This window comes from Desulfuromonadaceae bacterium (assembly GCA_019429445.1).
In the GTDB taxonomy this organism is placed as follows: Bacteria; Desulfobacterota; Desulfuromonadia; order Desulfuromonadales; family JAHYIW01; genus JAHYIW01.
Window position 1 is genome coordinate 137,530 of sequence record JAHYIW010000001.1, and the last position, 20,918, is coordinate 158,447.

Annotated in this window: 23 protein-coding genes and 1 pseudogene; 12 read left to right on the forward strand and 12 right to left on the reverse strand. The window is 53.5% G+C overall.

Translation table 11 applies throughout. The annotated features are described in order from the left end of the window. Nucleotides 1-119: 119 nt before the first annotated feature. Complete coding sequence (locus K0A93_00630; protein MBW6510606.1) at nucleotides 120-1,082, reverse strand: hypothetical protein; 963 nt, start codon at nucleotides 1,080-1,082, stop codon at nucleotides 120-122. A gap of 257 nt (nucleotides 1,083-1,339) precedes the next feature. Here K0A93_00630 and wrbA point away from each other — a divergent pair, with 257 nt between their 5' ends. Further along, on the forward strand, nucleotides 1,340-1,942 hold the full coding sequence (gene wrbA / locus K0A93_00635; GenBank protein ID MBW6510607.1) for an NAD(P)H:quinone oxidoreductase: 603 nt from the start codon (nucleotides 1,340-1,342) through the stop codon (nucleotides 1,940-1,942). Between the two features lie 463 nt (nucleotides 1,943-2,405). Then, on the forward strand, nucleotides 2,406-4,205 hold the full coding sequence (locus K0A93_00640; GenBank protein ID MBW6510608.1) for a cache domain-containing protein: 1,800 nt from the start codon (nucleotides 2,406-2,408) through the stop codon (nucleotides 4,203-4,205). Here K0A93_00640 and K0A93_00645 read toward each other — a convergent pair. Together K0A93_00645 and K0A93_00650 are read right to left on the reverse strand one after the other, a co-directional pair. Next, nucleotides 4,202-4,606: an acyl-CoA thioesterase gene (locus K0A93_00645; protein ID MBW6510609.1), complete on the reverse strand. Its 405-nt coding sequence runs from the start codon at nucleotides 4,604-4,606 to the stop codon at nucleotides 4,202-4,204. The two genes, K0A93_00640 and K0A93_00645, sit on opposite strands and share 4 nt — an antisense overlap. A 102-nt stretch (nucleotides 4,607-4,708) precedes the next feature. Then, nucleotides 4,709-5,032, reverse strand: a complete 324-nt coding sequence (locus K0A93_00650) for a MerR family transcriptional regulator (protein MBW6510610.1) — start codon at nucleotides 5,030-5,032, stop codon at nucleotides 4,709-4,711. A gap of 27 nt (nucleotides 5,033-5,059) precedes the next feature. Here K0A93_00650 and K0A93_00655 point away from each other — a divergent pair, with 27 nt between their 5' ends. The 7 genes and pseudogenes from K0A93_00655 (at nucleotide 5,060) to K0A93_00685 (ending at nucleotide 10,454) form a co-directional block, all read left to right on the forward strand. Beyond that, nucleotides 5,060-5,272, forward strand: a complete 213-nt coding sequence (locus tag K0A93_00655; protein MBW6510611.1) for a hypothetical protein — start codon at nucleotides 5,060-5,062, stop codon at nucleotides 5,270-5,272. 11 nt (nucleotides 5,273-5,283) lie between these two features. Further along, complete coding sequence (locus K0A93_00660) at nucleotides 5,284-5,901, forward strand: hypothetical protein (GenBank protein ID MBW6510612.1); 618 nt, start codon at nucleotides 5,284-5,286, stop codon at nucleotides 5,899-5,901. Continuing rightward, entirely contained in the window at nucleotides 5,871-6,275 is a 405-nt protein-coding gene (locus K0A93_00665; protein MBW6510613.1) for a (Fe-S)-binding protein, read from the forward strand. Before K0A93_00660 ends, K0A93_00665 begins: the two co-directional genes overlap by 31 nt. Before the next feature lie 167 nt (nucleotides 6,276-6,442). Then, nucleotides 6,443-7,213: pseudogene (locus tag K0A93_00670) on the forward strand (electron transfer flavoprotein subunit beta/FixA family protein). Nucleotides 7,214-7,261: 48 nt separating this feature from the next. Then, nucleotides 7,262-8,176, forward strand: coding sequence for an electron transfer flavoprotein subunit alpha/FixB family protein (locus tag K0A93_00675; GenBank protein ID MBW6510614.1), 915 nt, complete (start codon nucleotides 7,262-7,264; stop codon nucleotides 8,174-8,176). Nucleotides 8,177-8,655: 479 nt separating this feature from the next. Beyond that, complete coding sequence (locus tag K0A93_00680) at nucleotides 8,656-9,144, forward strand: hypothetical protein (GenBank protein ID MBW6510615.1); 489 nt, start codon at nucleotides 8,656-8,658, stop codon at nucleotides 9,142-9,144. Further along, nucleotides 9,141-10,454 carry a hypothetical protein gene (locus K0A93_00685; protein ID MBW6510616.1) on the forward strand — a complete coding sequence of 438 codons (1,314 nt, stop codon included), beginning with the start codon at nucleotides 9,141-9,143 and terminating at the stop codon, nucleotides 10,452-10,454. Before K0A93_00680 ends, K0A93_00685 begins: the two co-directional genes overlap by 4 nt. 134 nt (nucleotides 10,455-10,588) lie before the next feature. Here the strand turns inward: K0A93_00685 and K0A93_00690 are convergent, their stop codons facing one another. The 9 genes from K0A93_00690 to K0A93_00730 form a co-directional block, all read right to left on the reverse strand. Then, a complete protein-coding gene (locus tag K0A93_00690; GenBank protein ID MBW6510617.1) occupies nucleotides 10,589-11,143 on the reverse strand; it encodes a hemerythrin domain-containing protein in 555 nt (184 codons plus the stop codon). A 3-nt stretch (nucleotides 11,144-11,146) separates the two neighbouring features. Next, complete coding sequence (locus K0A93_00695; protein ID MBW6510618.1) at nucleotides 11,147-11,605, reverse strand: iron-sulfur cluster-binding oxidoreductase; 459 nt, start codon at nucleotides 11,603-11,605, stop codon at nucleotides 11,147-11,149. Between the two features lies 1 nt (nucleotide 11,606). Then, nucleotides 11,607-11,831 (reverse strand): hypothetical protein, encoded by a 225-nt coding sequence (locus tag K0A93_00700; GenBank protein MBW6510619.1) that lies wholly within the window; start codon nucleotides 11,829-11,831, stop codon nucleotides 11,607-11,609. Between the two features lie 173 nt (nucleotides 11,832-12,004). After that, nucleotides 12,005-12,748 (reverse strand): ubiquinone/menaquinone biosynthesis methyltransferase, encoded by a 744-nt coding sequence (locus tag K0A93_00705; GenBank protein MBW6510620.1) that lies wholly within the window; start codon nucleotides 12,746-12,748, stop codon nucleotides 12,005-12,007. Nucleotides 12,749-12,784: 36 nt separating this feature from the next. Then, a complete protein-coding gene (locus K0A93_00710) occupies nucleotides 12,785-14,038 on the reverse strand; it encodes a U32 family peptidase (protein ID MBW6510621.1) in 1,254 nt (417 codons plus the stop codon). 13 nt (nucleotides 14,039-14,051) lie between these two features. After that, nucleotides 14,052-14,663 (reverse strand): hypothetical protein, encoded by a 612-nt coding sequence (locus tag K0A93_00715; protein ID MBW6510622.1) that lies wholly within the window; start codon nucleotides 14,661-14,663, stop codon nucleotides 14,052-14,054. After that, the gene (locus K0A93_00720) at nucleotides 14,660-16,924 is read right to left on the reverse strand and encodes an MMPL family transporter (protein ID MBW6510623.1); all 2,265 of its coding nucleotides are present in this window, start codon (nucleotides 16,922-16,924) and stop codon (nucleotides 14,660-14,662) included. The genes K0A93_00715 and K0A93_00720 overlap by 4 nt, the downstream gene beginning before the upstream one ends. Before the next feature lie 3 nt (nucleotides 16,925-16,927). Then, nucleotides 16,928-18,100: a type III polyketide synthase gene (locus K0A93_00725; GenBank protein MBW6510624.1), complete on the reverse strand. Its 1,173-nt coding sequence runs from the start codon at nucleotides 18,098-18,100 to the stop codon at nucleotides 16,928-16,930. 20 nt (nucleotides 18,101-18,120) lie between these two features. Further along, complete coding sequence (locus K0A93_00730; GenBank protein ID MBW6510625.1) at nucleotides 18,121-18,714, reverse strand: YceI family protein; 594 nt, start codon at nucleotides 18,712-18,714, stop codon at nucleotides 18,121-18,123. A 277-nt stretch (nucleotides 18,715-18,991) separates the two neighbouring features. Between K0A93_00730 and rplU the strand changes: the two genes are divergently transcribed. From rplU to obgE, 3 genes are all read left to right on the forward strand, one after another. Further along, complete coding sequence (gene rplU / locus K0A93_00735; GenBank protein ID MBW6510626.1) at nucleotides 18,992-19,300, forward strand: 50S ribosomal protein L21; 309 nt, start codon at nucleotides 18,992-18,994, stop codon at nucleotides 19,298-19,300. An 11-nt stretch (nucleotides 19,301-19,311) separates the two neighbouring features. Then, nucleotides 19,312-19,566: a 50S ribosomal protein L27 gene (gene rpmA, locus K0A93_00740; protein MBW6510627.1), complete on the forward strand. Its 255-nt coding sequence runs from the start codon at nucleotides 19,312-19,314 to the stop codon at nucleotides 19,564-19,566. Between the two features lie 156 nt (nucleotides 19,567-19,722). Beyond that, the gene (gene obgE, locus K0A93_00745) at nucleotides 19,723-20,760 is read left to right on the forward strand and encodes a GTPase ObgE (GenBank protein ID MBW6510628.1); all 1,038 of its coding nucleotides are present in this window, start codon (nucleotides 19,723-19,725) and stop codon (nucleotides 20,758-20,760) included. Nucleotides 20,761-20,918: the final 158 nt, after the last annotated feature.

A 20,918-nucleotide genomic window follows, 5' to 3' on the forward strand; every position in this document is an offset into this window, starting at 1 on the left:
GTTTGAAGGGAACAAACGTCATGGATCTTTTTCGCAACACCCCCAGTCTGATCATCGGCTATCTCCTCTGGATTTTCGCTTCGGCCCTTATTCTCGGACAGGCTCCTTGAGGCTTGAGCCTAACGACGAAAATCACGCAGGAAACGCCAGATGCATTCCGTTGCATCGAAGTTTTTCAACCCGTCGTCATCGGTCAGTCCGGCGGTAAAGTACGGTGCTGGCCAGCGGTGCCCCCAATCCTTGAGCCGATAATATTCAACCCGTTGCCCGTCGCGGCAGGTGTCCCAAATGAACCCTGTTAGCGCACCGCTGGCTTCATCTTTAATCTGCGGTGGCTGTTCACAGCCGTCCGCTGTCCGCCAATACTCCATCGCCTCGGCGACCGGGCGATAAGAACGCCTCCCTCCGTTGAGCGGGCTGGGGCCGCCCGCTGGCGGAATATGTTCATCGCTTGTACCGTGAAAGGCGATTACCGGCAATGGCTGAATCGGCGGCGGGATCGTCCATGCAGGAGGTTCTTCCCCGCTGCTGCTGCCGATCGTCGCGGACACCACCGCAATTGCCGCCAGTTCATAGCCGCGCTCAGTGGCATAACGATAGGTCATCATCCCGCCATTCGACATCCCGACCAGATAGATGCGGCGCTGATCAACGGACACGCGACCGTTGACGACGGCAATCACTGCGGCGAGATAGCCAACGTCATCGATCTTGTCGGCGGCGGCTTTGCCGCAGCAGTGCCCGGCATTCCAGTGGTGCAATAATCCGAAGAGACCGATCCCCTCCGGGTAGGCGACGAAAAAATTCTCCCGATCAGCCAGTGCGCTGAATCCGGTTTCCGCTTCGGTTTGCAGCGCGGTGCTGAACGCCCCGTGCAATACCACCACCAACGGCAACGGTTCGTCCGGGGCGATTCCCGGCGGCACGTGGAGGAAAAAATTTCGCCGTGCCAGATTAAAGCGGATAGCGGTCGGCACGCGATAAGTGTCACTTGCCGGGTAGGGAGTGTCGGGGAGTGCCGGGGTGCATCCGCTCAGCACCGCAGTCAGAAACATGAAGATGATCAGTCGGAAAATATGCATGGTACCTGATTTGCCCTTAAGGGTTTGATCGTAAATTTTTGCGAGTGCATCAAGTTTAGCACGTTTTTTGTCACAAAAAAGAAATGGATGCCCAAGCCCCACCCTCAACCTCTGCCGAGTTTCCCCGCCCGCCACCTGAATATGGCATTTCCCGCAAATCAATTCACCAGACGGGTTGCACTCGACAAACTCTGTGTTACGCTCCGAATCAAGGGCCGGGGTTGGTTCGCAGTCACGCTAAAGACAGGAGAGATCAGATGACAAAAATTCTTGTTCTATACTACAGCATGTATGGTCACATTGAGACCATGGCACAAGAGATCGCTGCTGGCGCACGTTGCGTCGAGGGGGTTGAGGTTACCGTCAAGCGGGTGCCCGATCTCATGTCGGCAGAGGTGGCACGCAAGGCCGGGGCGAAGCTTGATCAGGTCGCCCCGCTCGCGACCGTGGACGAACTGCCGAACTATGATGCCATTATTTTTGGCACGCCGACACGTTTTGGCAACATGTGTGCGCAGATGCGTAACTTTCTTGATCAGACCGGCCCGTTGTGGGCTGGCGGAAAGCTGATCGGCAAGGTAGGGAGTGTGTTCATCTCCACGGCCACGCAGCACGGTGGCCAGGAAACCACCATCACCTCATTTCATACCACCTTGTTGCATCACGGCATGATCATTGTCGGGGTTCCCTACTCCTGCCAGGAGCTTGTGAATATGAGCGAAATCAGCGGCGGAACACCCTATGGGGCGAGTACCCTTGCCGCTGCCGACGGAAGTCGTCAGCCGACGGAAAATGAATTGAAAATTGCCCGTTTCCAGGGGCGCCACGTCGCCGAGGTGGCGAAGAAGCACTCCGCTTGACACCAGCCACGCGTTTGCAGGCGGGGAGCCCCTGGAAATATGGGAAATTGCGTATTTCAAGAGTCTCCCCGCCGCGCATGTCTTTGCTCTGTTCCTCCCCTGCCCGAGAGCTGGTGCCGATGTTCGGACCAGCTGGCTGCGATAAGGTGGAAAGCCTTTTTCAATAAGCCTTGCGGATCTTCCAAGGACCCTCTCTGACACACCTAATGGTACACTTTTGTGACAATGACACACTCTGCTGATCAAGGCAAAAGGTGCTTTTTGTGACGTTGTTGATGAAAAAGTGAGCTTTTGCGCTTTTTTTCTCATCATATTCAGGTTTTGTTGAATATAAAACATTGGCATGTTCTGTGATTGTATTTGTATCGCTGTAATCAGTTTGTTGCGAGAATCGAGAATGTACATATAGGCGGGTAGAAATGATTAGAGGGTCAAATGTGATTTTAGTTAATCGGAGGAATGAATGAAGAATCTGAAATTAAGCTCCAAAATTTTTGTTCTGTGCTTTGCCCTGGTGACGATCTTTGTCGTCTTTTTTGGCTGGTTTTATTTAAATGAAGAACAGAATTTGTTGTCGGCAAAAAAGGATGAAGTCAAGCACGTTGTCGAAACTGCGTGGGGGGTGGTTGCTTATTATTCAGAAATTTCCGCCAGCGGAGTGCTGTCAGAAGCAGAGGCACAACAGCAGGCGCTGGCAGCACTCAACGTGTTGCGTTTTGACGGGGAGAATTACTTCTGGATCAATGACCTCTCGCCCACCATGTTGATGCACCCCTATAGTAAAAAACTGGTTGGCCAGAGTCTGCAAGACTATGCCGATCCAAACGGCAAACGCTTGTTTGTGGAGATGAGTTCGGTTGCCCGGCAGCATGGCGAAGGGTTTGTCGACTATGTGTGGAATAAACCGGGGCAACAGAAGGCGAGTAACAAGATATCATTTGTCAAACTCTATCCGCAGTGGGGGTGGATTGTCGGTGCCGGGCTTTATCTTGACGATATCGAAGCCGAGCTTGCCAAAACATTGCGTCTGGCTCTGGGGTTGCTGGGGGTGGCGATTGGTATTGCAATTGTTTGCACGGTGCTGTTTTCCCGCAGTTTGACGCGCCCGATGAATGACGTTGTGGTCATGATGACCGCGTTGGGACAAGGTGATTTGGGCAAGCGGCTGGAGCTGCAACGGCGCGATGAAATCGGTGCGCTTGCCGTCGCCATCAACGGTTTTGCTGACAATATGCGCGATGAAGTGCTGGCGGCATTCAAAGCTTTGGCAGCGGGGGACTTTACCTTCAACGCGCAAGGCGTCATCAAGGAACCGCTGGCTCAGGCCAATGCTGCGCTGAATCAGTTGATGAGACAAATCAATTATGCCGCAGAGCAGATCGTCTCGGGGAGTGAACAGATTGCCGACGGCAGTCAGGCCCTCTCGCAAGGGGCTGCTGAGCAGGCAAGTTCCCTTGAAGAAGTCAGCAGTTCGATGACCGAAATGAGCAGTCAAACCAGGCAGAGTGCTGAAAATGCCGCACAGGCGAGTACGCTGTCAAGTGATACAAAAAATGCCGCCGAACGGGGCAATGCCCAAATGAAGCAGATGGTCGTGGCCATGAACGAAATCAATCAATCGGGACAGAATATCTCCCGGATCATCAAAACTATTGACGAAATTGCCTTTCAGACCAACCTGCTGGCGCTTAACGCCGCCGTTGAAGCTGCCCGCGCCGGGCAACATGGCAAAGGATTTGCCGTTGTTGCCGAAGAGGTGCGTAATCTTGCCGCGCGCAGTGCCGCCGCCGCTCGCGAAACGGCTGATTTAATTGAAGGGTCGGTGGCAAAAACCGCCAATGGGACTGAAATTGCCGAGCAGACCGCGGATGCGCTGGAAGAAATCCTGCGACGAGTGCTCAAGGTCACCGATCTGGTTGCCGAAATCGCCGCCGCCAGCAACGAGCAGGCGCAGGGGATCGCGCAAATTTCTCTGGGGCTGGGGCAGATCGATCAGGTCACCCAGCAGAATACCGCCAACGCTGAAGAGAGCGCCGCCGCTGCCGAAGAACTCTCCGGGCAGGCCGCTGAATTGCGGCAGATGCTGGCCGGTTTCAAACTTCATTTGCAGGGGCAAAATGCCGGTTCGGTGCAGCGCTCGGTCGCCGGGAGTCGGGGGGATGGACGTCCTGGTGGCTATGGTGGAAACTTCACCGGCGCGCCAGCGATGAGCAAGGGCAAGCCGACCATCGCACTCAATGATCGTGAGTTTGACAGGTACTAACAGGCGGACAAGAGTTGTTGTTTGAAACTCGCCGGGGCACGCACCGGCTTTTGCGCCCGAGCGTCGTAACAGACCATCACCGTTTTGGCGTGGGCGAAGGTTTTGCCGCTGCCATTGTGCAACGTGTAGTCGATATCGAAACTCGAATTACCCACCCGTACCACCTCCAGCGACACGATCAGGGTATCCCGCAGGTCGATCGGAAGTTTGTATTCACACTCGGCCTTGACCACCAGAAAGAGCAATGACTGATCCATGAATTCGATGAAGCGGTCGTGAAACAATTTGGTTCGTGCCGTCTCCAGAAACGTGAAATAGACGGCATTGTTGACATGACCGTAGGCATCAAGATCGGCAAAACGTAACTCGACCGGTACGGAATCGCAGGCAGACTCGTTCATATCAGTTGCCGGGCACCCCTTGCTGGAGAATTTTGATCGATTTTTTACCGCGGTAGATTGCTCGCAGTGTTGTCGGCAGGGTGAAGATAACGGCACACCGGCTCATGAATTCTGCTCCTTTAAAGAGGCTGATATGCGGGCACGGTAGTCGACAATGTCTTTACGCAGCGACGAAAGTTTCGATATTTTTTCATCGACTTTGTGGCTATGCAGATCGAGAATTTCGAGAAGTTTGCGGGTGATGGTGGTGAATTGAGACTGCTGGTTATCGAACACCTGATTATGGGTGTCGAAGTTTTCGGCCAGTTCCTGCATTTCCTTCAGGCCGATGCCGAGCTCCTTAAGTTTGAGGACGAACTTCAGCCGACGGATATCCTCGCGGTTGTAAAGTCTTGCACCGCTACCGACCCGTTTTGACAAACCCATCAGGCCGCTTACCGGGCCAGCGCCGGGCTGGCGTTTGCCAAAGAAGCGGCGATGGCCAAATTGTTGGCGTCGGAGACGGCGATGCAGGTGACGACCAAGGCGGTTCAGGTGTTCGGCGGCTACGGGTATACGCGCGACTTTCCGGTTGAGCGGATGATGCGCGATGCAAAAAGTACCGAATTGTACGAAGGTACCAGCGAGATTCAGCGGCTGGTGATCGGCGCAGCGATCTGTCGCTAACGGGAGGCGAGATGGAATTCACGCGCGAAATATACTGGAATGTTGGCAACTCGGCGGGCGTTCTGGTGCCGATGTATCTGCTGACATTGATCGCCTTCGCGGCGCTCGGTTACGGATTCTGGAAGCGCATCACGGTCTATCGTCAGGGGCAGGCACTGGATCGAACTGATCAGTTTGAACGGCGGATCGTTGCGGCGCTTCGCGATATTCTGCTCCAGCGGCAAGTGTTGCGGGTGACCGGGCCGGGCGTGGCCCATGCCTTCTTCTTCTGGGGCTTTTTACTCCTCTTTATCGGTACCTGCCTGATCGTGATCCAGGTTGACTTTAGCGATCCATTGTTCGGCGTTAAATTCCTTCGCGGGACTTTTTACAAGCTCTTTTCGATCACTCTTGATCTCGCCGGTCTGGTCGCGATGGTGATGCTCGGGGGACTCTTTGTCCGTTGCTACCTGGTGCGCCCGGAAGGGTTGGAAAACAAGTCTGACGACCTGTATATGCACACGATGTTGTTCGCGATTCTGCTGAGCGGGTTCGTCATCGAAGGGGCGCGGATGGCGGTGACCGAACTCGCTACCCCGTTGGCGATCTTAGCGTCTTTCTGGAACGGCTTCTCGGTCAGGGGCGGTTGAAGTTCAGCCATGCTGCGGCGTCGAACTGCACCTATCACGACTCCTGTTACCTTGGACGCTATAATGATATTTATACAGCACCCCGCGTGCTCCTTGGCGCGGCCGGGATCACGGTCACTGAAATGGCCAGGAATCAGGTCGAAAGCTTCTGTTGTGGTGCCGGGGGCGGGCGGATCATGGCGGAAGAGAAACTCGGTACCCGGATCAGTGCAACGCGGGTGAAGATGGCGGCGGCAACGAACGCTTCCACATTGATTTCGAACTGTTCCTTCTGTTGGACGATGTTTGAAGACGGCGTCAAGGGGGCCGATCTGGAAGGGCAGCTGGCACCGAAAGATATCGCTGAAGTTTTGGTGGAACAACTGAACAGCTGAGTTTTAATCACGGCGGAAGAAATTTAAGGTCAAAGGCAATCGGGCGCTGATCAAAGCGGATTTAAAATCGAGAGTTTTAAGACTCTCCGTGTTCTCCGCGACAGCTGTGGTCAGCGTTCCTGGTGATGAAAATTTGTGGTTCAACCCGCTAGAGTCGGAGGTTCATCATGAAAATTCTGGTGTGTATCAAACAAGTTCCGGATTTGGAATCGAAATTCCAGGTAAATGCCGCAGGGGTCTGGTACGACGAGACCGATCTGGCCTGGCGGATGAACGAGTATGATGAATACGCGGTGGAGCAGGCCGTGCAGCTGAAAACACAGATCGGCGAAGAGGCCGAGCTGAGCATACTGTCGATCGGTCCCGACCGGGTTAAAGAGACGATGAAGAAGGCGCTGGCGATGGGGTGTGATCGGGGGGTGCATATTCAGGATGCCGCCAGCTTCGAAAAAGGGCCGTTCGAAATCGCTGCGGTGATTGCCGAGTTCGCCAAAGATAAAGGGTTCGATGTGATCTTTACCGGGATGCAGTCGCAAGATCGCGGTTCGGCGCAAGTTGGCGTACTGGTCGCCGAAATGCTTGGCATAGCGGCGCTGACAACCGTCGTTGAATGTGTTTACGCGGACGCTACGATCACCGCCAAACGCGAGCTGGAGGGGGGCGTTCGGGCGCAGGTCAGGGTCGCGACTCCAGCGCTGATTACGTGTCAACTCGGACTCAACACTCCGCGCTATCCGACGCTGCCGAACATCATGAAAGCCAAAAAAAAGAGCTGCTCAGCGTTCCGGTCACCGAATTGCTGAACGTCGAAGGCCTGCTCAACACCGAGCAGTTTTACTTCCCCGAGAAGAAGGGGGGGGCTGGTGCTCGAAGGCGCGGTGCCCGATCTGGCCGATCAGTTGATCGCGATTCTCAAAGCGCAGACCACCGTCCTGTAAAGAACGGATGAGGGTAATTGCGCAGTCTTTGTCCAAAAGGAGATGCTTATGAAAGCACTGGTGATAGGTGAATATCGGGATGGCAAGCTGCTCGAAGCGACATACGAAAATGTAGCGTTCGCGGCTCAGCTTGGCGCCGAAAGTACAATGTTTCTGGTCGGCAACCCCGATCTCTTGCCGAGCTTTGACGGCAAGCTCTATCTGGCCGCTGCCGACCAATATAGTGAATTCAACCCGACCGCGCACAAACAGCTGATCCTGGAGGTGGTCGCCAAAGAACAGCCGGACGTGGTGGTCTTCAGTCATTCGTCCTACGGCTGGGATCTAGCACCACGGGTGGCGTTGGCACTCAAGGCGGCGCAGATTTCCGAGGTTGTCGCGGTGACGGACGGCGCCTATATTGTACCGGCATGCAACTCCAAGTTGCGGCGCAAGCTGCGTCCGCAAAGTGCCGTGACCGTCGTCACCCTGCAAGCCGGGGCATTCAACCCGGCAGCACCAGGGGGTACGCCGGATGTCGAACGCCTCACCAGCGTTGCCACCGGACCGGTCGAGTTTCTCGGTTACGAAGCGGCCGCGTTGAGCGGTGTCGATCTGACCAAAGCCGAGGTCATCGTCAGTGCCGGGCGCGGCATCGGCAAACCGGAAAATATCGAGATGATTGCGGCTTTGGCCAAGGCCCTGGGGGGAGAATACGCCGCCAGTCGGCCAGTGGTCGATGCCGGATGGACCGAGCATAACCGCCAGGTCGGTTCGACCGGGCAGAGTGTGACGCCGAAGCTCTATCTGGCCTGCGGTATTTCCGGGGCCATTCAGCACCTGGCGGGGATGAAGAAGTCAGAATTTGTCGTTGCCGTCAACACCGACAAAGACGCCCCGATCGGTGAGGTTGCTGACGTGTTGATCGTCGCCGATCTGAAGGAGTTTGTTCCGGCACTGACCGCCAGGCTTCAGGCGTCCTGATTGGACGGGGAGGGGAGGCCGCAACTTCAATAGTTATTGACCCTGCCAGCTTCTGGCAAGGGTTTGTAATCACGGAAGTAATCGCTCGTCTATCTTCAACTCGAAAGGAGGGTTTGCTTATCGTCAAGAAGGCCGTTTGTGAGGTAATGGCATATGCAAAACGTATCATCAACCACGTCATCGTGCTTTGGGAGCGCCACCTCCCTTCCGGGCTTAGCCCGCTGATGAGCTTGTGAAACCCAAGCGAAAAGGAAGCTGAGACACCATGTGCCCAACTTTTCAAGCAAGAAGAGTAAAAAAGTAGCACAACGCTAATAAGGATAGATGGCGCGAGGAACGAGCCGCGATCTTATCCTGTGGCTGGACAAGCCCGGCCATAAGGCCCTCTTAGGGGGAGTTTGACTAAATTGTCGTTTGTCAAAGTTGTTGACCTAACTGCTTGATATGTAATAGAGTACTTGGTCAAATGTGGTTTGAGGATGGCCACACGGGTAGTCAAGATATATCGTGGTACTATTGACCTTGGTTGCTTTTTATATACAGACATGGCTAGAAGACACACAAATAATCCTAAGCGTAGAATTGCACCTCAGGGCGAGTTAAATGAAGCGCAGAAGGAGAAATTGTGCGAGACTTTAAGGTATGTTGGAAGTGCACTGCACAAGCGAAATCCTGGGAATTATGGGTTTCATCCGCCCATCAACCCCCGGCCCCACAAGTCGCTTTGCGACGATATGCGTTTAATTTTATTGGAAGAGGCTCAATCGCTTTTTGAGGCTGGGATCAAAAAAGGCATGGTAAGCACTTATAGGCAAGATGGTGTGCCCAAATATGTCTGGAGTGTTGATGAATTTGGTGAGGTATACGAGTCTAAAATTGGCATCGATGGTTTCCATGGTTACCGGTTGAATGATGATAATGAAAGCTTGATGCGAAGCATAGTGTTGAGTGAATGGGCTTCGAGATGAACGAAGAACTAAACATATTTATGAGTTGGGAGAGGCTTGAAGAGGGTAGCCAAGCTGAAAAGTCCTGCTTCGGCCAGCTCAATATTGCTCATAGGAGTAGGTACCTTAGCGAAGGTATAGATGGTTATGTTAACCGTCTTCGGAATGGCCCGCTTGTTTCAGGTTACCATTTTGCACAATGGATAGCTTGGAACTGGTGGCGATTAGTGAGTGAACCTAAGCCACTAAAGTTGACTCCTGAATGGGGCTTTGCGCACTCTCTTTCATCAATCGGGGAGGGCTATATTTGGCCCAGGATTACAATTTTTTCAGACCGTGAGCGGACAGTCCTTCTTGCAAAGCCAACGCAGCCGGAAGTTTTTACACCATTTCGATTCACGGCAGATATGGTTACTGTTATTCCGACGAGTCAATTTGAAGCAGCAATTGATAAATACATTGCACAAATACTGGGTCAGTTGCGATCAGAAGGTGTTACAAATACATCTCTTGACAATATCTGGGAAGAGGTTTTGTTAGAGAGGAAGGAACCAGATACAGCATTGATAAGACGCTTAGAAGCGTTGTTGGGTGTTGAACCTGGTGAGCTTGATGATACTGGGACTAAGCAAATTTGGTTGGATGCATTTAGCCTCGGCCATGACGCTATCTTTGAAATTGCCGCTGGGCATAAAAATCACGGAGTCTTAACCTCTGAACAAATTGAGAATTTAGCTAAAACATACGGTCGTGATACTAAGCAAAGTGACTATGTCAGGCTTTCGCAATTTGATCATTCTCAGAGAGCAAGCATGCCTGCTTGGAAGTGTGGGGTTGACGCTGCTGCTTCGCTTAGAGAGCAGGAAAGGCTTGGGCAAGGACCGTTGTCCAATGATAAGCTGGCAGAAATGTGCGCCACGACCGTAACGGTGCTCAATGATGCAACTGATAATGTAGATTTTGCATTTAGCATGGATGATATAGCAGGCTCTGTGGGAAAGGTTGTTCTCCGTTCTAAATGGGAAGCAGGGCGTCGTTTTGAACTAGCACGATTATTAGGGGACAGGCTTACAAATTGCTTAGATGAGCGCTTGCTACCAGCGACACGTTCATATACTTATCGCCAAAAACTCCAACGAGCTTTTGCAGCAGAGCTTTTATGTCCATATGGGTCGCTAATTGAAAAGCTTGACGGTGATTTTTCTGGTGATGCAAGAGAAGACGCAGCGCATTATTTTAATGTTTCAGAAAGAACCGTTACGACATTGTTGGTCAATCATCGAGATTTAGATCAAGATTACCTAGAAGATATAGACGAAATTGCAATTTAAACTGATTGATATTTTAAAATAGCAAATTGGCACAGGGCGGGGAGACAAGCTTTTCTTTACGTCCGGGGAGAGCAAAAGCATGGAAGTCCGCGGTCGTCGCTTCTGGATATAGACCGCTCAAAGATTTTATTTTTTCAGGCACCAGCCTGCTGTTCATAGCGTTCAACCAGCTTCAGGTATTTTTCTTCCAGGTGCGGAATTTTTGCTTCTGCCTGGGCATAAGCCTCCAGCATCCGGTCGCGAACTGCTTGCGGCAGAATACGTTCCGCCAGCGGATAGAGGATATCGTCCTCTTTGTTAATGTGGCCACGCAACAACGCCGCATATCCATTGGCATTTTCAGCGATAACAGGCGCTTGTCCGGTCTCGCCGTTGAGAGCTTTTTGCGCCGCTTCTGCAATAGCCAGAACATGCGCACGCCCCTGGTCATGTTCGATGTGCATCGCCTCGATGGGAGACTGTTTTTCCGGCATGCCGTTTTTGATCAACTCAACAAAGAGCACATCCTCTTCCTTGGCATGGTGAAAACGGTCCGCATAATTGCGGATGAAATCTACCGCATCGAGATAAAACTGCCAGTTGCGGAACTTGCCGTGTTCAAGCAATTGCGTGTTCTTCTCAACCAGGGCAATCATGCGCAGGATCAGTTTATGCTCGTCAACCATCACCTGGGTCACGTTGGTTTTCATTGTTTACGCCTTTCTGGTGCCGTCAACACCGATCACCGCCACTTCGAGTGGTACATCCTTGCCGGACTGGGCAATCGCCTGCTGAGCCAATATCGCCAGGCCACGGCAGCAGGGGACGTCCATGATCGTCACGGTCACTGACTGAATATCGTTCCGGGCGATGATTGTCGCCAACTTTTCAACGTAGGGGCTGGTGTCATCCAGCTTCGGACAGGCATTGACCAGGACCCGCCCCTTGATGAAATCCCTGTGGAAGTCGGCGTAGGCAAAAGGAACACAGTCCGCAGCGATCAACAAATGTGCATTCTGCAAATAAGGGGCGTGCGGCGGCATTAGCTGCAACTGGGTCGGCCACTGGCGCAACTCGGAAGGCCTGCTCTCTGTATGGGTCGCTTCCACGGTTGCGTTTCTTTCGATGGTACGGACATGGGCACCTGGGCATCCACAGGCAAGTTGACTCATTTTATTCTCCTTCTTTGCTAGCGAGGTAGTCGTTGATTTCCTTTTCGATCTGCGCTTCGATCTCTTCGCCAAGAGCGTGGATCGCAACGACATCCTTGACCAGACAGATTCCGACACCGCAGGTTACGCAGCCGATATCGTATTTCTGTAAAATTTCACCGATCACGGGATGCTCTGCGATGGTTTTGTTGATCGCCTGCGCGCCGATTTCATTTTTTAAATGCATGTCTTAAAGCTCCTTTTTACCGTTGTGTTAAGCACAGAATAAACAAAAATCCGAAGCATGTTATTGATCCGGGTCAAATACCTGACAAATTTTGTCATCTTTGTTTGCAAATTCCGGTGAAGGTGGGGGGACAGGTCATCTTCTGCGGTGTCGAATGTCGCCGCTGAAAACCACTATTTTATCTTTTGCAACAGCAGCAGTTCCAGCGTTCCCAGATAATAGCGTTCGGAAAAATGGACTTCAAACCCGCATTCCTTCAGCAAACAACGTAACCCCTGCCGGTTGGGGAAGAGTTTGAGGCTGGTTGCAATATAGGCATGGACTTCGCTGTTTCGATGGAGCAGATACCCCCAGAGGCCACACCAGTGTCGCAACACCTGATACTGGGCGCGCTGAAAAAATTTATTGGCCGGTTTGGAAAAATCGAGGATCATCACGGTGCCGTCGGGGCGCAGGATGCGATGAATCTCGGTAAAGGCCTGCCTCAATTCCGGTGCGTTGCGCACCGCGTAACTGCCGGTGATGATATCGACAGATTGATCCGGCAAACCGGTGGCCGCCATGTCCGCTTGCAAAAATTCGACATGGTGAAAGGTGTTGCGTTGCCGGGCAAGATCGAGCATCGGCGCGGTCAGGTCGAGTCCGATGATCTTGCCGTGTGGATATTTGTTGGCCAGCATGAAGGTCACATCGCCGGTGCCGCAGGCCAGATCGAGACAAACGGGGTTTTCTCTTTGCGGCAACTTTGTGACCAGACGCTTTTTCCAGGCCAGATCCCGCCCCAGTGACATCATCCGGGTTGCAACGTCATAGCGGTGCGCCGCTTCACTGAAATGCCGCTCGTTATATTCGCGCTTCTTGTCAGGGGTGTTGATGTAGTCGTTGATCTTCAGATTGAATTTTTCCGGTGGTGACATTGTTGCGGCCTTTCTCAGGATAAATCGAGTCGATCGTCAGTCGGTCGAGTCCGTTTTATGCGGGTTGCGATATCGCCACATGCTGCCACTGTTCAGTGAGGCAAAAAGTTCGTCATAGACTGCCAGCGTTGCTTCCTGCCTGGCGGCATCGATGGTAACCGCTTTGGCGGCAAAATCGTGGCACCAGCGACAATCTTCACAATCGACATCGATACAGCTGTTATTTTTGAATCGTTCCATGAAGCCGTCCAGGGCACGATTGTCGATATATACCGGCAGATTGCCGTGCAGTGGACGGGTCATGCCGCGCAGTTCAGCCAGCCGTTTCAACGGCAGCATCCGGAACGGATTGGCGAGGCCGGGACGCAGCACAAAACGCAACAGCCAGCCGAGTCCGCGCCGATAATAACGGTGATCTTCTTTGATTCCCTTGAACCCGTACGCCTGAATCAGGTCGAGCAGGTTACCGTCATAGCGGCGTTCGCTGTATGCCTTGACCCGGCGCATCATCATTTCAGTCGGAATATCGCGTTCGGCAATCTTGAACAGGTCGTACCCCAGATCTTCATAGAGCGGGAGATCCTCCGGACGAATCCACTCCGAACGAATATAATGCACCGGGTCGCGCAGCTTCATCTCGGTGCATTTCAAAAAGCACCAGTCGATGAAAAATCCCTTGTTTGCGTGCCATGACTGACCGGTGTGGGCGAGAGCATTCATATGCATCGGCGACATGGCGCATCCGGTCAGGCAGTTATTATTCGCCATCAGCTCAATGTCGCATTTGACCGCCTTGCGGATTTTTGCCAGGGTTTCCAGCTCGCGATTAACCAGAATGCTGTCGAGAACGATGCAGTCGGCTCCCAACTCTTCCCACATCTGGGCTTTGCGTACCCGGTCGATGCCGCCGAAAACCGAAATTCGCACCTTCAGCTGCGGGTACCTGTCCTTGATCAACTGGAGCATGAAGGGGGAGGCAACGGTCACCGCCGTGACCCCGATAGTGCTGATCCAGTCGAGCAATTCGTTAATTTCCTGTTGTCCTTTGCGGGTGATTTCGCGGTTACCTTGACAGGAAGAATTGAGTAGATAATTGAAGGCGATACCGGCTTGGCGTGCATGGGCAACGTGTTTTGCCAGTTGTCGGCGCGACACTTTGGCTAACTGATAGGGCGCCCGTCCGCCGCCCACGGCATCGGTTTGCAACTTGCCGAACAGTTCAGTCACCGGATAATCGCGACACTGCTCAACCAGTTCCGGATCAAAGTTGGTGGCAACGCTCAATCTCATGCTGTATGACTCCCTAATATCCTTCTGGCGAGAACGGTTTGAGTAATTTTTCCTGTGCCGCGACATCGAAATTGAAGTTGTCGCGGATGATTTCCCTGATATTTTCCTTGACGTAATTCCCTGGTGATTGCCAGACAGAAAGTGTTTTCTGGCCGATCAGCTGCATTTGCCCGTACATTCCGGCAACCTGTGGGACGGACAGAGCAATTGCGCTCTGGTCAGCTCCGAGGATAAATTCTATGAGCAGAAATTGCCGCAGCTCATCTTTTGCTTCCCGTTGCCGGAAAAGAGACCAGCTCTTGTTCGTGGCCAGAAATAATTCGTTCCGATAACGCGTTGAATCAAAATAACCGTCACTTCCTTCAGGCCAGCGGTTCTGCTCTTTGGTGTCGATCACACCAACCACGCGTTTAAGGACCCGGCTGGCCAGCAAAGTTTGAACGACGAGCAAGGGGCCACGCCGAATCAGTCGCACTTCCCCCTGCGGTTTTTCAACCGCAGGGACGACGGTTCTTTCGAGAATCTGGTCATGACGCGCATTGAGCAGAGCGTCCAGCTGCTGATTTGCGGCAGCTTCATTTTTGCAGCATAAACAGAGTATCGCCAGCAACAGGATTCCTTTCACGCCCGGCTCCTTTGTCGCGGGGGGGTGCCGAGAACCAGGCAGGCGGGGAGAACCAGCAGATCACAAATCAACGCACCGATCATGGTGCCGCCGACCAGCAACGAAAAATAAATGGTCGGCTTGAAACTCCCCAGACAGCCGACCCAGAAGCCGAAAGCCAGCACCAGTGATGCACTGATCAGTGCGCGGCCAATACGGGTGGTCGTCAAGATAATCGCGCGGCGCACGTTGCCGTTAAAAACACGACGATAGTGAACCAGGTAGTGGATGGTGTCATCGACGGCCAGGCCAATGACAACCGCGCCGATCATCGCCGTGCCGGTGCTTAAATCAATCTTCGCGTACCCCATCAGCCCGGCTGTCCAGAGGATCGGGATGATATTCGGAATCAGCGACAGTAATGTCAGCCAGAGGGAACGCAACAGGAGCAGAATCGACAGGGTGACCAACGCCAGGGAGAGGGAAAAGCTTTTGATCAGATCAGACACCAGCCGGTTGGAATCATCGGTCATGCGGTAAAAGCTGCCCGTTGGTTGCAGTCGATAGTCGGCCCCGAAGATGCTCTTCCCTTGTTGCTGCAAGGTTGCGACCAGACTGGCGGCAGTCCGACTGCCCATATCGTGCAGCCTGAAAGTGACCCGTGCGGTTTTTCGGTCGGTGGTTAAAAATCGCCGGAGTGATGAGTGCTCACGGGCACTTTCCAGCAGTTCAAGTTCATAGCGCAAATCGTCATCGTTGTCGGGTAAAGAGAGTGTCGCGGCGGCACTCTCGGCACGATGCAGCGGGCGCAGCAGGGTCAGGACGGAGAGGCTTCCGGCAACCGCTTCATGGTGCAGCGCCAGCTTTTCAAATTTTTCGATCCGTTCATAATCGGCCATGCTTTCCAGCGGCAGGGCGTCGCTGCGCGTCACCATGAAATCGAGCAGGTTGACCCCGGCCAGGTGCTGGTCGATGTATGCTGTGTCGATCGCCAATGGCGTATCCGCCGCAAAAAAACTGATCAGGTTGGTATTATTCTGCAAGCGGGGCAGTCCCGACAACGCCACGCCCAGCAAGATCAGGGCCATCGCCATGATCGCACGGGGATGGTTAATCGTCAGGCGGGTGGCCCATTGCAGGGTGTGGCGCAAAACCCCTTTGCCGGTACGATAACTGCGTTCCGGCAGGGGCAGAAAACTTAATCCAATCGGCACCAGTGTCAGCGCCGCCAGAAATGAGAGCATCACACCAAGTGCGGCAAAAAGACCGAATTGTCGCACTGCCGGGACGCCACTGATGGTCAATGAGAGGAGGCCCAAGGCGGTTGTCAGCGCCGTGAAAAAACAGGGGATAAAAAGTTCTTCGACTTTCGCGGCGAGCAGGTTGATCCGTTCACCCTGCTCCCCTTGCAGTTGTCGCCAGCCACTATAAAGGTGAATACTGCCGGAAACGGCCAGAACCATGACCACCGGTGACAGCAGGGAGGTGATAGTGTTCAGTTCGAAGCCGCACAAAACGTAGCTGCCCAGCGTCCAGATCAGGCTGGCTCCGGTTGCCAGCAGAGGCAACAAAACGCCGGAGACACGCTGGAAAATAGTCGCCAGCATCACCATCAGCACGATCAGGATCAGCGGCAGAATAACTTTCTGGTCACGCTGAATGAAAGCAGCAACGTCAGATTGCTGCACGCCGATTCCGGTCAGGTGAAGTTCTGCCCGGTCAGCTGTGGCGGCCATCAGGTTGCGGATTTCATCGATTATCTGCCGTCGTGACCGGGTGGGTTGCAATGCAATGAGGAGCCCGGCCGTTTTGTGGTCAGCCGCAATCAGCAGCCCTTCATAGTGGGGATTAAACTGCAAGGCTGCGGCAACCGATTGTGTAAAGAGGGGGGCACTGAAAGGTGGCAGTAACGGACGCGTTTGCGCGCCGTACCGGTCGGCGACAAGTTGTTTGGCATTGCTCAGGCTGAGAACCGTGGTTACGCCGTCAATCGCTGCGATACGCCGGGTCAGGGTGTCAATCAGCGCAAGCGTGTCTCCGCTGAGCAACCGGGGGTGTGTTACACTGAGGAGCAGGTCTTCATCGTTGCCGAACGCCTCGCGAAAGTGCGCGTACGTCGCCACCTGTTCGGAATTTTGTGAAACCATCGAGCGGGTATCTTGCTCAACGCGTACCTGAACGGCAAAATATGCGGATATCGAGGTCAGGATCACCAGCAGGAATAACACCAGACCGCGTCCCTGGGTCAGCATCCAAAGAAAATATCGGTTGATCTTTGGCAAGAATCAGCATCCCTGGCTGGCGGCCACCGGAATGATGGCTGGCTCGTCGTGTTTGGTTTCGTTGTTGACGGCTCGTTGGGCCTCGAACAAAGCCATTTCTACGGTTAAACCGGGGCCGAACGCCATGGCGCAGACCTTTTCACGGCTGGAACCGGCTCGATTTTGCAAGATTTGTTGCAACACAAACAGGATGGTCGCGCTGCTCATGTTGCCATATTGGCGCAAAACATTGCGTGACGCCGCAATCTGTGACTCATCCAGCTCAAGGCTTTCAGCCACCTTGTCAATAATCGCTTTGCCGCCCGGATGAATTGCCCAGGTGTCAATAGCGTTAAGCCGACAGTGCCCTTCACCCAGTATCGGTTGGAGCACTTCGCGGATATTCGCGCCGATAATTTTCGGGACATAACTCGACAAGGCAATATCGAAACCGAGATCACCGATCGTCCAGGCCATGTCCGCCGCGCCGTCAGGGATCAGTGTTGAGTGGAAATCATCGAGTCGATAGCATGACTGGTCGGCCAGTGGCTGCCGGGTACTGATAATTGCCGCGCCCGCGCCGTCAGCGAAAAGCGAATTTGCCAACATCGAATCATCCCTGCCGTTCAGCTGAAGGTGGATCGAACACAGTTCCAGGCACATCACCAGCACCACCGCAGCGGGGTTTGCCTGGCAAAACTGGGTGGCCATCCGCAGTCCCGGAAAAAAAGCGTAGCAGCCCATAAAACCGAGGTTGTAGCGCTGGGTGGTAGAGGGGAGGCCCAACTCGCTGATGATCTGATAGTCCGGCCCGGGATTGTAGAATCCGGTGCAGGAGATAGTTATCACGTGGGTAATATCTCCAGGGGCGATCCCCGGTGACTCGGCAATGGTTTTGCGTGCCAGATCCACGGATAAATGGTGCGCTTCGCGACGATAGATCGCGTTGCGTTCAGCAGTCGTCCGTTCGCGGCGCAAGCCATCCGCCGTCAGTGGGAAAAAATCGTCGTCGCTGTTGTCGTCAAACGATTTGATGACACTGTAACGCTGCTCGATCCCCGACCTCTGATAGAGGATACGCACCATGCGTTTGAGTCGTTCGTCCGCTGTCCAGCCCTGCATTTTTTCACTGGCAAACGTTTGCGTGTAGGCCACTCCAGGGGTCATGGTAGCGATATTTTGTATCCAGACAGACATGATGGACTCCTCGTGTTTCTTTAGTCGATCGTTGGTGTCGGTTGCAGCACAACATCAACTTCAACCGCGACCTGATCAGCAACCCGGATGATCCCGATAACGCTTGGTGGTTCCAGCTGAAAGCTGGCCAGGGATAATGAAAATTTAAGGGTAAAGGAAGTTTTTTCCGCGCCGACATCGAGATTGTAAACATCCGCTTGCACACGCTGTACCTGACCCCTGATTTTCAACTCAAACGCCACTTTTCCGCTCTGGTCCGCAGCGGGTGTCATTATGCGCAACGCCTCTCTGGTATTCAGCTCACCCACTAACCCTTCAATAAAAGGGGAGTTTTTGCTGTCAAACATTTCGCGCATCGCCGCGTCGCGACTGGCGTTGGCGGTATCCATCGAATCGACCCGCACCATGATCGTCGCCGGGCGCAGGTGTTCGATCGCGGTCGAATCCTTTTCGCTGATCAGTGTGAACGGCTGACAAACGGCTTTGCCGTCAAAACCATGTAGAGTCGAATCGCCAGCAAAGCGGATCGAGCATTGCCCGTTGATCACCGCTGCTTCAGCAGTTAGTGCCACCAGCAACAGAACTGACAAGATTGCAAAAAAACGTGTAAACATGATATTTTCTCCTTGGTGCGGCTCTTCTCGGGTAACGCATGCAAGTGTTTGTGTGATGCTTTATGGTGCCGCAGTACAACGCTTCGTCGGTTCTTCCGCCCGCTGCCTGCGCTAATGAATATTATAACTGTTTTTGTCATAATAACCACTTTAAAGTCAATTTATTAAACAGCGGAGGCAGTCAGCGCTTCTTATTTTCTGCTTGACAGCAGGAATTTCCGATCATATAGTACGCCGTTCGTTACTAAGGTTTTAGTGAAAGTGAGGTGAATGCGGCATGTATGCGGTGATCAAGACCGGGGGGAAGCAGTATAAAGTTTCCGAAGGCGACCTGTTGAAGGTCGAAAAACTAGACGGCGTGGTGGGTGATTCCATCGAGCTGAATGAAGTCCTCATGGTCGGCGGAGAAGAGGTAAAGATCGGGACGCCTCTATTGCCAAGCGCGAAAGTCACAGCCCGTATTGTGGAACAGGGCAAGGATAAAAAAATCCGGGTGTTCCATTCCAAACGGCGCAAAGGCTATCGCAAGACCTATGGACATCGTCAGCCCATTACCCGTCTCAAAATTATTGGTATCGAGGCTTAGGAGGTTTAGTCATGGCTCATAAAAAAGCCGCGGGAAGTTCCCGTAACGGCCGCGATAGCGCCGGCCAACGCCTCGGAGTCAAACGCTTCGGAGGCCAGGAAGTGACTGCCGGTTCGATTCTGGTGCGTCAGCATGGTACGACTTTCCACCCCGGCACCAATGTCGGTTGCGGCAAGGACTACACACTGTTCGCGCTGGTCGATGGCGTGGTCAAGTTCGAACGTAAAGACAAGGTTCGTCAGAAAATCAGTGTCTACCCGGCCTGATTTTATCGGCGCTGTTGTCGAAGTATCGCTGCAAGCCCGAGGTTCGGTTGAACTTCGGGCTTGTTCGTTTTTTGGCCGAATGCAAACGATGCAATTCATAAATCACTAGCGGGGGCTGTATCCCCGTGTAAACACGGAAACAGCAGAGTTAAAGCAATGCGTTTTGTCGATGAAGTCAAAATAAATGTCAAGGCAGGTGATGGTGGGCGTGGTTGTGTCTCCTTCCTGCGCGAAAAATATGTTCCGTTGGGTGGTCCTGATGGCGGCGATGGCGGCGATGGCGGCGATATTATTTTTCAGGTCGATACCGGGCTGAACACCCTCCTCGACTTTCGTTACAAAAATCGCTACCATGCTCCGAACGGCATGCCGGGGCTGGGCAAGGACAAACACGGCAAGGGAGGGGAGGACCTGCTCATTGACATCCCGCCGGGCACCTTGATCTACGATGCCGAGACCGACGAGTTGATTGTCGACATGACCACTGCCGGGCAGCGGATCGTACTGCTCAAGGGGGGCCGGGGAGGGCGTGGCAACGCACGGTTCATGACCAGTACCAACCGCGCCCCGCGCCATGCCCAACCGGGGTTACCCGGAGAAGAGCGCACCTTGCGGCTGGAGCTGAAGCTGCTCGCCGATGTCGGCCTGGTGGGGATGCCAAACGCCGGGAAATCGACCTTGATTTCAGTCATTTCAGCCGCTCGGCCGAAGATTGCTGATTATCCCTTTACGACGTTGGTGCCGAACCTCGGTGTCGTCAAATACGGTGGCTATAAAAGTTTTGTGGTGGCCGATATCCCTGGACTGATCGAAGGGGCGAGTGAAGGTTATGGTCTCGGTACCCGTTTTTTGCGTCATGTCGAGCGGACCGACCTGTTCCTGCATCTGCTCGATATCGGCATTGAACCGGTAGCGACAGCGCTGACGAATTTCGACATGATTAATCGGGAACTGCGGCGCCACAATCCCGAACTGGCAGACAAGACCCAGATCGTTGTGCTGACCAAAATGGATATTACCGAGGTGCGTGAGCAGGCGCATGAGGCGGAACAGGCGCTGACGGCGCGCGGTTATCGCGTCGTGACGATCGCGGCGGTAACCGGCGACGGGGTTCAGGATCTGGTTGATCTGGTCAGTCGAGAGCTGGAGGCGATGCGTTCCTTGACCGCCACCGCTGCGGACGTTACTTTCTAAAAACCGGGTAATCTCAGGTAATTATTATGAATGATGGCGTCGCAAAAAGTCCGCCCTACTGCGTTACGCCGGTTTTTCAGGACCTCGACCTACCTGATGTAGGCCTTCGCCCCTGAAAAACCACCAGGCCTTGTAGGACGAAATTTTTGCTTAGCCAT

Excerpts from the sequence above, each read along its gene's own strand:
- K0A93_00630 (MBW6510606.1), bottom strand. The coding sequence starts at position 1,082 with ATGCATATTTTCCGACTGATCATCTTCATGTTTCTGACTGCGGTGCTG.
- wrbA (MBW6510607.1), top strand. The coding sequence starts at position 1,340 with ATGACAAAAATTCTTGTTCTATACTACAGCATGTATGGTCACATTGAG.
- K0A93_00640 (MBW6510608.1), top strand. The coding sequence starts at position 2,406 with ATGAAGAATCTGAAATTAAGCTCCAAAATTTTTGTTCTGTGCTTTGCC.
- K0A93_00645 (MBW6510609.1), bottom strand. The coding sequence starts at position 4,606 with ATGAACGAGTCTGCCTGCGATTCCGTACCGGTCGAGTTACGTTTTGCC.
- K0A93_00650 (MBW6510610.1), bottom strand. The coding sequence starts at position 5,032 with ATGGGTTTGTCAAAACGGGTCGGTAGCGGTGCAAGACTTTACAACCGC.
- K0A93_00660 (MBW6510612.1), top strand. The coding sequence starts at position 5,284 with ATGGAATTCACGCGCGAAATATACTGGAATGTTGGCAACTCGGCGGGC.
- K0A93_00675 (MBW6510614.1), top strand. The coding sequence starts at position 7,262 with ATGAAAGCACTGGTGATAGGTGAATATCGGGATGGCAAGCTGCTCGAA.
- K0A93_00680 (MBW6510615.1), top strand. The coding sequence starts at position 8,656 with ATGGCCACACGGGTAGTCAAGATATATCGTGGTACTATTGACCTTGGT.
- K0A93_00685 (MBW6510616.1), top strand. The coding sequence starts at position 9,141 with ATGAACGAAGAACTAAACATATTTATGAGTTGGGAGAGGCTTGAAGAG.
- K0A93_00690 (MBW6510617.1), bottom strand. The coding sequence starts at position 11,143 with ATGAAAACCAACGTGACCCAGGTGATGGTTGACGAGCATAAACTGATC.
- K0A93_00695 (MBW6510618.1), bottom strand. The coding sequence starts at position 11,605 with ATGAGTCAACTTGCCTGTGGATGCCCAGGTGCCCATGTCCGTACCATC.
- K0A93_00700 (MBW6510619.1), bottom strand. The coding sequence starts at position 11,831 with ATGCATTTAAAAAATGAAATCGGCGCGCAGGCGATCAACAAAACCATC.
- K0A93_00705 (MBW6510620.1), bottom strand. The coding sequence starts at position 12,748 with ATGTCACCACCGGAAAAATTCAATCTGAAGATCAACGACTACATCAAC.
- K0A93_00710 (MBW6510621.1), bottom strand. The coding sequence starts at position 14,038 with ATGAGATTGAGCGTTGCCACCAACTTTGATCCGGAACTGGTTGAGCAG.
- K0A93_00725 (MBW6510624.1), bottom strand. The coding sequence starts at position 18,100 with ATGTCTGTCTGGATACAAAATATCGCTACCATGACCCCTGGAGTGGCC.
- K0A93_00730 (MBW6510625.1), bottom strand. The coding sequence starts at position 18,714 with ATGTTTACACGTTTTTTTGCAATCTTGTCAGTTCTGTTGCTGGTGGCA.
- rplU (MBW6510626.1), top strand. The coding sequence starts at position 18,992 with ATGTATGCGGTGATCAAGACCGGGGGGAAGCAGTATAAAGTTTCCGAA.
- rpmA (MBW6510627.1), top strand. The coding sequence starts at position 19,312 with ATGGCTCATAAAAAAGCCGCGGGAAGTTCCCGTAACGGCCGCGATAGC.
- obgE (MBW6510628.1), top strand. The coding sequence starts at position 19,723 with ATGCGTTTTGTCGATGAAGTCAAAATAAATGTCAAGGCAGGTGATGGT.